The sequence below is a fragment of the Streptomyces rimosus genome, from assembly GCF_008704655.1.
GTDB lineage: Bacteria > Actinomycetota > Actinomycetes > Streptomycetales > Streptomycetaceae > Streptomyces > Streptomyces rimosus.
This window is the reverse complement of sequence record NZ_CP023688.1, coordinates 4,675,457-4,687,091: the sequence shown is the minus strand read 5'-3', so window position 1 is coordinate 4,687,091 and position 11,635 is coordinate 4,675,457. Positions and strand designations below refer to the sequence as shown.

Annotated in this window: 12 protein-coding genes; 7 read left to right on the top strand and 5 right to left on the bottom strand. The window is 71.7% G+C overall.

What is annotated here, in order from left to right:
- The first annotated feature begins 203 nt into the window (after positions 1-203).
- A complete protein-coding gene (paaN, locus tag CP984_RS19885) occupies positions 204-1,910 on the top strand; it encodes a phenylacetic acid degradation protein PaaN (RefSeq protein WP_003985302.1) in 1,707 nt (568 codons plus the stop codon).
- Between the two features lie 9 nt (positions 1,911-1,919).
- On the opposite strand, the gene CP984_RS19880 is transcribed toward paaN, so the two are convergent.
- From CP984_RS19880 to CP984_RS19870, 3 genes are all read right to left on the bottom strand, one after another.
- Positions 1,920-2,753 (bottom strand): TrmH family RNA methyltransferase, encoded by an 834-nt coding sequence (locus CP984_RS19880; protein ID WP_003985303.1) that lies wholly within the window; start codon positions 2,751-2,753, stop codon positions 1,920-1,922.
- Between the two features lie 89 nt (positions 2,754-2,842).
- On the bottom strand, positions 2,843-4,216 hold the full coding sequence (locus CP984_RS19875; protein WP_391870005.1) for an HTTM domain-containing protein: 1,374 nt from the start codon (positions 4,214-4,216) through the stop codon (positions 2,843-2,845).
- 203 nt (positions 4,217-4,419) lie between these two features.
- Positions 4,420-5,088 (bottom strand): DUF5819 family protein, encoded by a 669-nt coding sequence (locus CP984_RS19870; RefSeq protein WP_003985305.1) that lies wholly within the window; start codon positions 5,086-5,088, stop codon positions 4,420-4,422.
- 168 nt (positions 5,089-5,256) lie between these two features.
- Here CP984_RS19870 and paaA point away from each other — a divergent pair, with 168 nt between their 5' ends.
- The 6 genes from paaA to CP984_RS19840 all read left to right on the top strand — a co-directional run bounded on the left by paaA (position 5,257) and on the right by CP984_RS19840 (position 10,139).
- Complete coding sequence (gene paaA, locus CP984_RS19865) at positions 5,257-6,216, top strand: 1,2-phenylacetyl-CoA epoxidase subunit PaaA (RefSeq protein ID WP_003985306.1); 960 nt, start codon at positions 5,257-5,259, stop codon at positions 6,214-6,216.
- Complete coding sequence (gene paaB / locus CP984_RS42635; RefSeq protein WP_003985308.1) at positions 6,213-6,593, top strand: 1,2-phenylacetyl-CoA epoxidase subunit PaaB; 381 nt, start codon at positions 6,213-6,215, stop codon at positions 6,591-6,593. Before paaA ends, paaB begins: the two co-directional genes overlap by 4 nt.
- Positions 6,590-7,363: a 1,2-phenylacetyl-CoA epoxidase subunit PaaC gene (paaC, locus tag CP984_RS19855; RefSeq protein ID WP_003985309.1), complete on the top strand. Its 774-nt coding sequence runs from the start codon at positions 6,590-6,592 to the stop codon at positions 7,361-7,363. Before paaB ends, paaC begins: the two co-directional genes overlap by 4 nt.
- Positions 7,357-7,851 (top strand): 1,2-phenylacetyl-CoA epoxidase subunit PaaD, encoded by a 495-nt coding sequence (gene paaD / locus CP984_RS19850; protein WP_003985310.1) that lies wholly within the window; start codon positions 7,357-7,359, stop codon positions 7,849-7,851. Before paaC ends, paaD begins: the two co-directional genes overlap by 7 nt.
- Positions 7,851-8,924: a 2Fe-2S iron-sulfur cluster-binding protein gene (locus CP984_RS19845; RefSeq protein WP_003985311.1), complete on the top strand. Its 1,074-nt coding sequence runs from the start codon at positions 7,851-7,853 to the stop codon at positions 8,922-8,924. The genes paaD and CP984_RS19845 overlap by 1 nt, the downstream gene beginning before the upstream one ends.
- Before the next feature lie 81 nt (positions 8,925-9,005).
- Positions 9,006-10,139, top strand: coding sequence for an acyl-CoA dehydrogenase family protein (locus tag CP984_RS19840; RefSeq protein ID WP_003985312.1), 1,134 nt, complete (start codon positions 9,006-9,008; stop codon positions 10,137-10,139).
- Between the two features lie 8 nt (positions 10,140-10,147).
- Here the strand turns inward: CP984_RS19840 and CP984_RS19835 are convergent, their stop codons facing one another.
- A complete protein-coding gene (locus CP984_RS19835; RefSeq protein WP_003985313.1) occupies positions 10,148-10,492 on the bottom strand; it encodes a rhodanese-like domain-containing protein in 345 nt (114 codons plus the stop codon).
- A gap of 10 nt (positions 10,493-10,502) precedes the next feature.
- Entirely contained in the window at positions 10,503-11,462 is a 960-nt protein-coding gene (locus CP984_RS19830; RefSeq protein WP_226048679.1) for a hypothetical protein, read from the bottom strand.
- Positions 11,463-11,635: the final 173 nt, after the last annotated feature.

The window sequence follows — 11,635 nt, the reverse complement described above, 5'->3', positions numbered from 1 at the left end:
GAGTTGTCCACAGGTTCGCCGGACCCTCTTGCCCCGACCGATCGTTCGGTTACTCTAGCCCCGTCGCCGAATGCGTTCCCAGCCCTGTCCTCGGACCTGGCCGTGCAGTGGCGTCGCTTCCCCGGTGGGGCGTCCGCGCCCCGCGGGGGCGGGTGACCCGTGACGGCAGGCCCCAGAGCCGCCCGACGAGGAGTTGGTCTTCGATGGCCGCCGAACCGACCGCAGCGCAGCTGCGCGAGAAGCACCGCACGACGCTCGACCAGGCGCTGGAGGCGATCCGCAGCCGGGCGTACTGGTCCCCGCACCCCGAGCACCCCAAGGCGTACGGCGAAACCGCCGCGGCCGACGGCCAGGCCGCCTTCGAGGCGCTGCGCGGCAAGCGGTTCGACCTGGACCAGCCCGGCACGGACGACTGGACCGGCGCCGAAGTCTCCCCGTACGGCATCGCGTTGGACATCACCTACCCGCACCCGGACCCGGACGTGCTGCTGCCTGCCATGCGCGCCGCGATGCCCGCCTGGCGCGACGCCGGACCGGAGATCCGGGCCCTGGTGTGCCTGGAGATCCTGTCGCGGATCAGCGCGCGCACCCATGAGTTCGCGCAGGCCGTCATGCACACCAGCGGCCAGGCGTTCATGATGGCGTTCCAGGCGGGCGGGCCGCATGCCCAGGACCGCGGCCTGGAGGCCGTCGCGTACGCCTACGAGGAGCAGACCCGCACCCCGGGCGAGGCCGCGTGGTCCAAGCCGCAGGGCAAGCGCGAGCCGCTGGAGCTGACCAAGACCTTCAAGGCCGTGCCCCGCGGCGTCTCCCTGCTGGTCGGCTGCAACACCTTCCCCACCTGGAACGGCTACCCGGGCCTGTTCGCCTCCCTGGCCACCGGCAACGCCGTCCTGGTCAAGCCGCACCCGCGGGCCGTGCTGCCGCTGGCGCTGACCGTCCGGGTGGCGCGCGAGGTGCTGGCCGAGGCCGGGTTCTCCCCCGACCTGGTCGCCCTGGCCGTGGACCGCCCCGGCGAGGGCCTGGCCAAGACCCTCGCGGTCCGCCCCGAGGTGCGCATCATCGACTACACCGGCTCGACCGAGTTCGGCGACTGGCTGGAGGCCAACGCGCCCCAGGCGCAGGTCCACACGGAAAAGGCCGGCGTCAACACGGTCGTCATCGACTCCACCGACGACTACAAGGGCATGCTCGGCAACCTGGCCTTCTCCCTGTCCCTGTACAGCGGCCAGATGTGCACCACCCCGCAGAACCTGCTCATCCCCCGCGACGGCATCGCCACGGACGCCGGCCCCAAGTCGTACGACGACGTGGTCGCCGACCTCGCCACCGCGGTCGACAAGCTGCTGGGCGACGACGCGCGGGCCAACGCGCTCCTCGGCGCGATCGTCAACCCGCAGGTCAAGGAGCGGATCGAGGCGGCGGCCGGGCTGGGCGAGGTGGCCCTGGCCTCGCGAGCGGTCGCCAACCCCGACTTCCCGGACGCAACGGTCCGCACGCCGGTGCTGGTCAAGATGGACGGCGCACGCAAGCTCTGGGAGGGCGCGGGCGCCGACGCGGCCTATCTGTCGGAGTGCTTCGGCCCGGTCTCCTTCGCGGTGGCCGTCGACTCCCCGGCGGACGCCGTGGACCTGCTGCGGCGCACGGTCCGCGACAAGGGCGCCATGACGGTCGGCGCCTACACCACCTCGGAGGAGGTGGAGAAGCTGGTGGAGGAGGCGTGCCTGGAGGAGTGCGCGCAGCTCTCCTTGAACCTGACCGGCGGGGTGTACGTCAACCAGACCGCCGCCTTCTCCGACTTCCACGGCTCGGGCGGCAACCCGGCCGCGAACGCGGCGCTGTGCGACGGCGCGTTCGTGGCGAACCGGTTCCGGACGGTGGAGGTGCGCAGGCCCGCTCAGGAGAGCTAGCAGGCCCGTTCAGGAGAGCGGGAAGCCGGAGAACGACGGCCCGGCCGCACCGGCGGCACCCGCCGCGGCGGCCGGCACCGCCGAGGCGCGGGACATCCAGTGGAAGAGTCCCATGGCCACGCTCGTGGCCAGGTTGAAGCTGGAGACCCGCGCCTGCATCGGCACCGCGACCAGCGCCGTCGCCCGCTCCCGCAGCTCGTCCGAGATGCCCTGACGCTCGGACCCGAAGGCGAGGATCGCATCGTCCGGGAAGGTGACGGTCCGGATGTCCGCGCCCTCGGGGTCGAGGGCGTAGAGGGGCCCCGGCGGCAGCTCCGGGAGCGTCAGGCGCTCCACGGCGCTCGCGAAGTGCAGGCCCGCGCTGCCGCGTACCGCGTTGGGGTGCCAGGGGTCGAGCGACCCCGTGGTGACTACACCGGTCGCGCCGAAACCGGCCGCCAGGCGCACGACCGCGCCGATGTTGCCCAGGTTGCGCGGGTTCTCCAGCAGGACGACGGGGGAAGGGCGCGGTGCGGCCCGTAGGCGGGCCAGGTTCGCTTCGGCAGCGGGGCGTACGGCCAGCGCCGCGACGCCCGTGGGGTGGACCTTCGGCAGCAGCGTGCGCAGCGCCGTCAGGGGCACCTGCTCCGCCAGCGCGTCCAGCGTGCCGGTCAGGTCGTCGGCGAGTTCCCCGGCGAGCGCCAGCAGAGCCGCCTTGTCGCCGGTCAGCACCTGCCGTACGTCCCCGCCGAAGCGCAGCGCGTGCTTGAGCGCGTGGAAGCCGTCCAGGAGGACCGAGGCGGGGTCCCCGGCGCTCGCGCGCCAGCGCCGTACCGGATCGTCCGAGGTCCCGTTCTCGATCATTTCCCCACTATCTCAACTGCCCGCCGGGCGGACATCCGGCGCATCCGTTCACGGGCGGCACCGGCGGCACAGCGCGTGACCACACGCCCTCAGGGCGCCCCTGCCGCGGCCGTCATCTCGCGCTCCCCGTCTCGCGTACTTCGTGGGAGCACCCGGTCGCGTACGGCGGAGACGCGGGCGCCCAGCCAGACGAGGAACACCGTCGGCAGGAACACCGCGTCCGCCGTGATCATCGCGAGCGAGAAGAACGGCAGGCCCAACAGGAACGCGATCGACAGGTGCTCGCAGATCATCACCACGAGCAGCACGTTCTTCACACGCCGGTTGAAGAGCGTGAAGGGGAAGGCGACCTGCACGATCACCGTGCCGTAGGTGATCAGCATGATCATCAGGCCGTTGTCGGCGAGCAGCCGGGACAGGTCCGGCCAGGGCGAGAAGTAGTCCAGATGCATCGGGTAGTAGACCGCGGTGCCGTCCTGCCAGCGCGAACCCTGGATCTTGTACCAGCCGGCAGTGGCGTAGATCAGGCACACCTCGACGACGATCACCAGCATGGCGCCGTTGTGCGCCAGCTTGCCGAGCATGTCGAGGACGACGCGCGGCTCCCCGGGCGCGTACCGCCGCACCGCCCACCAGACGCCGTGCGCGCACCACAGAGTCCACAGGGTCAGGCCCCAGCCCACGCCCGGGAACGGCCCGGCGCCGAACCAGGAGAGCCCGGACAAGCCCATGACCTGGGCCATCGCAAGAGACAGCCCGAGGACCGCCCACAGGACGACACCGGTGATGTCACGCTCCGGAAGGCCCGGGTCGGCCCCCTGCCCACGCTTCGCCGCACGGCGGGCGTCCAGCGACCACACCTGCCCGCAGCGGGTCAGCACCAGGTATATGGCCATCAGGTGGATGACGTTGTCGCCGCCGTCCCCGATGAAGATGCTGCGGTTCTGCAGCGACAGCACGCCCACCATGAACAGCACCGACATGGTGCGGGTGCGCCAGCCGACCATCAGCAGGGCGCTGCTGAGAAGCGCGAGGGTGTAGACCAGCTCGAACCAGCCGCGCCCGTCGGACCAGGTCAGGACGGAGAACGCCTGGTTGTCGGCGAGGAGCCGGCGCGCCATGTCGCCGCTCCAGGGGCCATGGGGCCCGTACAGCTCCTGACGGTTCGGCCACTCCCGCAGCAGGAAGAACAGCCAGGTCGCGGCGAATCCGATGCGGACGACGGCGGACTGGTACGGGGCGAAGGCGCTGCCCGTGACGCGCCGGAAGACATGGCCGAAGGCGCGCTCTATGCGCGTCTCTTCGGTACGCGGGTGTTTCCCGGTGCCGGGCAGCGATGCGGTGGGGGGTGGCGGGGTGAGGGTGGGCCATGTGGTTTTGGTGGGGGCGGGGGGTGACGCGTCTGTTGTGGTGGGCGCGTCTGTCGTGGTGGGCGCGTCTGTTGCGTTCGGCGCGTCCGCCACGACCGCCGGGGCGGGTACGCGGGCGTCGGCCGGGGGCGCCGAGGAGCCGGAGTTCGCCTGGAGGCCGGTGTCCGGCCGGGAGCCGGTGTCCGGCCGGGAGCCGGTGTCCGGCGCGTCCGGCGTGGCCGCTCCGTCCGTCGCGTTCGCGCGGGAGCCGGCGGCCGCCGGCTCGCCTGCCGCCTGCGGAGGCAACCTGTGCGCTGTCACTGGATCCTCGCTCCTTCGGGCAGGTCGGCCGCGGTGACCTGCCACCAGGGCACCTGGCGGTACCGGGGCTTGTCGCTGATCTTCTCGGTGCTCCACGGCGGCGGGCTGACGGCCGTCGTCCTCGAACGGACCTGCATCTGCTCGACCGCGCCGCGCGCCGTCCACCGCGTACTCATGCGCTGCATCACGATCCGCCGGATGTACTGCTCGGCCAGCTCGCCGCGCATACCCGTGGAGCGGTCCTGGGCGTCATGGGTGTTGAGGTAGTACTCCCAGGCGCGGCGCAGTTCGTTCTGCTGGGTGTGGCTCGGTACGGGGTTGTGCAGCAGGGCCCGGCCGTCGAGGGCGGAGAGGTCGGTCCAGCCGGTGGTCAGCCGCTCGCCGTCCTTCGTACGCAGCTGGGCGCGCGCCTGCACCGCGATGTTCTGCTGGAGCGGGTTGGGCGCGAACAGCTTCCAGTTCTGCTCGTACTCCGGGAAGACGTAGTCGTTGATCGCTTCGCCGTGCTGCTTGCTCAGCGTGTTCGACGGCGCGACGTGCAGGAACATCATCGCCAGATGGATCGCGACGGCCAGCGTGACGGCACCGGCCGCCACGCTCACCACGATGCGTGACGGCAGCGAGAGCGCGGCGGGTGGCCGCGATTCGTCCCCGTATAGCTGCATTCCTGCCCCGTTCCCAGTCACCGAGCGGCTTTCCGCCGCTCGGGAACCGTACCTAGGCCGCCCCACGCGGCACACCCTCCCCCGAGTTATCCACAGGCTTGACACCCCGCGTGTCCGCGCCACACCATTGAACCGAACGATCGGTCGGTCGGGAGCTAGGGGGATCACATGACGACGATCGCGCCGGACACCGCGTCCCTCGCGGCCCTGGAAGCCGGCTTCGAGGCGGCGGTGGCAGCGGACGAGCGCATCGAGCCCCGCGACTGGATGCCGGACGCCTACCGCGCCTCGCTGGTGCGCCAGATAGCGCAGCACGCCCACTCCGAGATCATCGGCATGCAGCCGGAGGCGAACTGGATCACGCGCGCGCCGTCCCTGCGCCGCAAGGCGATCCTGATGGCGAAGGTGCAGGACGAAGCGGGCCACGGCCTGTATCTGTACAGCGCCGCCGAAACCCTCGGCGTCGGCCGCGACGAGCTCCTCGACAAGCTCCACTCCGGCCGCCAGAAGTACTCCTCCATCTTCAACTACCCGACCCTGACCTGGGCGGACGTCGGAGCCATCGGCTGGCTGGTGGACGGCGCCGCGATCACGAACCAAGTACCGCTGTGCCGCTGCTCGTACGGCCCCTACGCCCGCGCCATGGTCCGCGTCTGCAAGGAGGAGTCCTTCCACCAGCGCCAGGGCTACGAACTCCTGCTCGCCCTGAGCCGCGGCACGGACGCCCAGCACGCCATGGCCCAGGACGCGGTGGACCGGTGGTGGTGGCCGTCGCTGATGATGTTCGGCCCGCCCGACGACGAATCGGCGCACTCCGCCCGCTCCATGGCCTGGAAGATCAAGCGGCATTCCAACGACGAACTACGCCAGCGCTTCGTGGACATCTGCGTGCCCCAGGCCGAGTCCCTGGGCCTCACGCTCCCGGACCCGGACCTGACGTGGAACGAGCGGCGCGGCCACTGGGACTTCGGCCCCATCGACTGGGACGAGTTCCGCGAGGTCCTCAAGGGCAACGGCCCTTGCAACGAACAGCGCATCGACCAGCGCCGCCGGGCCCACGAGGACGGCGCCTGGGTGCGCGACGCCGCGGCGGCGTACGCGGCCAAGCACGGGGAGGGGAACCGATGACCACGAACGGCACGGCAGACGGCGCGCATCCGGAGAGCCGGACGGGCCCGGACGAGCCGGGGCCGACCGCCGCGGCCACCGGAGCCTCGGCGGGCCGCGCCGACTGGCCCCTGTGGGAGGTCTTCGTCCGCAGCCGGCGCGGCCTGTCGCACACCCACGCCGGCAGCCTGCACGCCCCGGACGCCGCGATGGCTCTGCGCAACGCCCGCGATCTGTACACCCGCCGCTCCGAAGGCATCTCGATCTGGGTGGTCCCCTCCGCCGCGATCTGTGCCTCCTCCCCGGACGAGAAGGACTCCTTCTTCGAACCGGCCGCCGACAAGCCCTACCGCCACCCGACGTTCTACGAGATCCCGGACGGGGTGCAGCACCTGTGAAGCCCGCACCGACCGCCGCCACCCCGGCCGCCGCCCCCGCGGGCTCGCTGGCCCGGGACGTCGCCGCCGCTGCCCCGGCCCTGGCCCTCGGTGACGACGCGCTCGTCCTCTCCCACCGGCTGGGGGAGTGGGCCGGACACGCCCCCGTCCTCGAAGAAGAGGTGGCCCTCGCCAACATCGCGCTGGACCTCCTCGGCCAGGCCCGCGTCCTGCTCTCCCTCGTCGGCGACGAGGACGAGCTGGCGTATCTGCGCGAGGAGCGCTCCTTCCGCAACTGCCAGCTCGTCGAGCAGCCCAACGGCGACTTCGCCCACACCATCGCCCGCCAGCTGTACTTCTCCACGTACCAGGAGCTGCTGTACGGCCAACTGGCCGCCGACGACGGCCCCCTGGCGCCGCTCGCGGCCAAGGCGGCCAAAGAAGTCGCCTACCACCGCGACCACGCCGAACAGTGGACCCTGCGCCTGGGCGACGGCACCGAAGAGAGCCACGCGCGCATACAACGCGGCCTGGACGCCCTGTGGCGCTTCACCGGCGAGCTCTTCGAGCCAGTCACGGGCCTCGACCTGGACCTCACCGCCCTGCACGACGACTGGATCACGAGCATCGCCTCCGCCTTGACCCGCGCCACCCTCACCGTCCCCCAGGGCCCGAGCCGCGGCGCCTGGACCGCGGGAGCCGGACGCCAGGGCCTGCACACCGAGCCGTTCGGCCGCATGCTCGCCGAGATGCAGCATCTGCACCGCAGCCACCCGGGGGCAACATGGTGACCACCACCCTCGAAGACCGGCTGCGCGACCTGGCCGGCTCCGTCCCGGACCCGGAACTACCGGTCGTGACCCTGGCCGAGCTGGGCATCCTGCGCGGACTGCGGATGACCGGCCCCGGCCGGGTGGAGGTCGAGCTGACCCCGACGTACACGGGCTGCCCCGCCATCGAGACCATGTCCGCCGACATCGAGCGCGTCCTCCACGACAACGGCATCCCCCAGGTCGAGGTGCGTACGGTCCTCAGCCCCCCGTGGACGACCGACGCGATCACCGCCGAGGGCCGCCGCAAGCTCGCCGAGTTCGGCATAGCCCCGCCCCGCCCCACCGGGCCGGCCAGCGGACCGGTGCCGGTGGCCCTGGCGATCCGCTGCCCGCACTGCGGATCGACCGACACCACTCTGCTCAGCCGCTTCTCCTCCACCGCCTGCAAGGCACTGCGCCGCTGCGAGTCCTGCCGCGAACCGTTCGACCACTTCAAGGAGTTGTGATGTTCCACCCGCTCCGGGTGGCGGAGCTCGAACGGCTCACGGACGACGCCGTCGCCGTCACCTTCGAGGTGCCGCCCGAGCTGCGCGACACCTTCCGGCACACACCGGGCCAGCACATCGCGGTGCGCCGCACGGTGGACGGCCGCGAGATCCGCCGTACGTACTCGATCTGCACCCCGGCGTGTGAGGACGCACCCCGGCTGCGGGTGGGCATCCGGCTGGTCGAGGACGGCGAGTTCTCCACGTACGCGCTCAAGGAACTGGCCGTCGGCGACACGGTCGAGGTCATGGCCCCGGCCGGCCGGTTCGTGCTGGAGCCCCGGCCCGGACGGTTCGTGGGCATCGTCGGCGGCAGCGGCATCACCCCCGTGCTGTCCATCGCCGCGACACTGCTGGACCAGGAGCCGGACGCCCGCTTCTGCCTGGTCCGCAGCGACCGTACGGCGGCCTCCACGATGTTCCTGGAGGAGGTCGCCGACCTGAAGGACCGCTTCCCCGACCGCTTCCAGCTGGTCTCCGTCCTCTCCCGCGAGGAACAGCAGTCGGGCCTGCCCTCCGGCCGCCTGGACGAGAACCGGCTGCGCGAGCTGCTGCCCGCCCTGCTGCCCGTCGGCTCCATCGACGGCTGGTATCTGTGCGGCCCGCACGGCCTCGTCGAAGCCGCGGAGCGAGCCCTGCGCGCCCTCCAGGTCCCCCGCGGCCGTATCCACGAAGAGATCTTCCACATAGCCGAGCCCACCGATGTGGAGAGCGTTTCCTCCTCCGCCGGCGGCGCCGCGCCTCTTCGTACCCCCGCGCACAGCACCGTGACCGCGACGCTGGACGGCCGGGCGGGCAGCTGGCCGGTTCTGGACGGCGAATCGCTGCTGGAAGCGGTACTGCGCAACCGCGCCGACGCCCCGTACGCCTGCAAGGGAGGCGTCTGTGGCACCTGCCGCGCGTTCCTGGTCTCCGGCGAGATACGCATGGACCGCAACTTCGCGCTGGAGGACGAGGAAGTCGCCTCCGGATATGTACTGGCCTGCCAGTCCCACCCCGTGACGGAGGAGGTCGAGCTGGACTTCGACCGCTGACCCCATTCACATTCGCTGCGACCTGTTCTAACTTGACGACCCGTCAGCTACCGCCGTGCGGGCACACGGGAGGACAGGCCAGTGGACTTCACCTTCACCGAGGAGCAGCAGGCGGCCGTCGAGGCGGCACAGGCCGTCTTCACGGATGTCGCGCCCGACAGCGTGCCCAGCCCCGCGCTGACCGCCGGAGCCGTGGCCGACGACTTCGACCGCTCCCTGTGGAGCAAGCTGGCCGACGCCGACCTGCTGAGTCTGCTGCTCGCGCCCGAGTACGGCGGCGCGGGCCTGGACGTGATCGCGCTTTGCCTCGTCCTGCGCGAGTCCGCCCGGGTACTCGCCCGCGTACCGCTGCTGGAGAACAGCGCAGCGGCCCTCGCCGTGCAGACCTACGCAGGCGCCGAGCTGCGCGCCGACGTTCTGCCCGGTGTGGGGCGCGGCGAACTGGTCCTCACCGTCGCCGCCAACGGCCGTACCGGCCACGATCCCGCCGAGCTGGCCGTGACCGCCCGTCAGGAGGGTGCCGACTGGGTGCTGGACGGCCTGCACACCGCCATCCCCTGGGCCCAGAGCGCCGACCGCATCCTCGTGCCCGCCCACACCGGTGACGGAACCGCCGTACTGGCCCTCATCCCCCGCCGCCGGGACGGCGTCAGCCTCCACGACCAGGTCTCCACCAACGGCGAACGCCTCGCGGAGCTCCAGCTGGACTCCGTACGGACGACCCCCGATGAGGTGATCACCGACCCCGGCGCCTGGGAGTGGCTGCGCGACCTCCTGACCACCGGCACCTGCGCGCTGGCCCTCGGCCTGGGCCAAGCCGTCCTGGCCATGACCAGCGCGTACACGTCCAAGCGGGAACAGTTCGGCTTCCCCGTCGCCACCTTCCAGGCGGTCGCCGTCCAGGCCGCCGACCGCTACATCGACCTGCGCGCCATGGAAGCCACCCTCTGGCAGGCCGCGTGGCGCATCAGCAGCTCCGCGAACAGCGCGCTGCCCCCGGCCGGGGACGTGGCGGTGGCCAAGATCTGGGCTTCGGAAGGCGTACGGCGCGTCGTACAGACCGCACAACACCTGCACGGCGGCTTCGGCGCGGACACGGACTACGCACTCCACCGCTACCACGCCTGGGCGAAGCAGCTCGAACTGTCCCTGGGCCCGGCCGCGGCCCACGAAGAAGCGCTGGGCGACCTGCTGGCCGCCCACGCCCTGGGCTGAGCGGCAGGTCAGACGACCGCGCCCGGCTCACCCTTGCTGTTCTTCACGGGACGGCCCGCGGCCTCCCACGCCTGCATGCCGCCGTCGACGTTCACCGCGTCGATGCCCTGCTGGATCAGGTACTGGGCGACCTGCGCGGACCGGCCGCCGACCCGGCACAGCACATAGACCCGGCCGCCGTCGGGCGCCTGCTCCGTGAACTCGCCGTACCGGGCGACGAACTCGCTCATCGGGATGTGCAGCGCGCCCTCGGCGTGCCCCGCCTCCCACTCATCGTTCTCGCGTACGTCCAGGAGGAAGTCCTGCGAGGTGAGAGCATCGACGCCGACCGTGGGCAGAGAACCAAAGTGCATGGGCCCGACGCTACCCGACCAGCTGCGCGAGGTATGCCTCGCGCTCGGCCACATCCGCGAGCAGCTTCTCGGCGATCTCGTTGAGCAGCGCGTCCGGGTCGTCCGGCGCCATCTTGATCATCGCGCCGATCGCGCTCTGCTCCATCTCGGTGACCATCGCCGCCAGCATCTCCTTGCGGTCCGCCAGCCACTCCAGCCGCGCGTACAGCTCCTCGCTCTCGCTCGGCCGCTGCTCCTGCGGTACGGGACCGGCCTCCCACTCGCGGGCCAGCTCGCTCAGCGTGGCCTCGTCCCCGGCCCCGTAAGCCGCGTTGACCCGCACGATGAAGGCGTCCCGGCGCGCGCGCTCGGCCTCGTCCCGCACCAGGTCGGGGTGGGCCTTGCGCACCAGCTCGCGGTAGATCCGGCGGGCCTCCTCACTGGGCCGCACCTTCTGCGGCGGACTGACCGGCTGCTCGTTGAGCATCGCCTGGGCCTCCGGGTACAGCCCCTCGGACCCCACCCAGCCGTGGAACAGCTCCTCCACCTCGGGCATCGGCAGCACCGCCGCCCGCGCCTCATGGGCCTTGCGCACATCCTCGGGATCACCCGTACGAGCCGCGACCGCCTCGGCGATCTGGGCATCCAGCTCGTCCAGCCGCGCGTACACCGGGCCGAGCCGCTGATGGTGCAGCCGCGAGAAGTTCTCCACCTCCACCCGGAAGGTCTCCACCGCGATCTCGAACTCAATCAACGCCTGCTCAGCGGCCGCCACCGCCTGCGCCAACCGCTGCGTGGCGGCTGCCTGCGCTTCGGGGGTGGGCTGCTGCGGGGTGGGTGCGTCGGGGGAGTGGTGGCCTTGGGGCCCTTCAGTAGCGTGCGGTCCCTCGTGCCCGGGATGGCCCTCCTGAGAGGCGTACGGCTCCTGACAGTTCCAGCTCCCTTGCGGCACGTACGAACCGTCGTGACCGTTCCGGCTCTCCTGCGGCACGTACGAACCGTCCTGATCGTGACCACCCCGGGAAGCCTCACCCCCCTGATCGGTCACCCCCGCAGCACCCGCGTAGCCCGCGGTCCCGTGGTCAGCATGGGGGTCCTGGCCGTCCTGCGCGTTCTCTGCCTGCGAGTTCGTCACCCGGCCACCCTACGGCCCGGGGCACCCCC

Coding starts and splice junctions, on each gene's coding strand:
- CP984_RS19845 (WP_003985311.1), top strand. CDS start 7,851: ATGTTCCACCCGCTCCGGGTGGCGGAGCTCGAACGGCTCACGGACGAC.
- CP984_RS19870 (WP_003985305.1), bottom strand. CDS start 5,088: ATGCAGCTATACGGGGACGAATCGCGGCCACCCGCCGCGCTCTCGCTG.
- paaN (WP_003985302.1), top strand. CDS start 204: ATGGCCGCCGAACCGACCGCAGCGCAGCTGCGCGAGAAGCACCGCACG.
- CP984_RS19835 (WP_003985313.1), bottom strand. CDS start 10,492: ATGCACTTTGGTTCTCTGCCCACGGTCGGCGTCGATGCTCTCACCTCG.
- paaA (WP_003985306.1), top strand. CDS start 5,257: ATGACGACGATCGCGCCGGACACCGCGTCCCTCGCGGCCCTGGAAGCC.
- CP984_RS19880 (WP_003985303.1), bottom strand. CDS start 2,753: ATGATCGAGAACGGGACCTCGGACGATCCGGTACGGCGCTGGCGCGCG.
- paaD (WP_003985310.1), top strand. CDS start 7,357: ATGGTGACCACCACCCTCGAAGACCGGCTGCGCGACCTGGCCGGCTCC.
- paaB (WP_003985308.1), top strand. CDS start 6,213: ATGACCACGAACGGCACGGCAGACGGCGCGCATCCGGAGAGCCGGACG.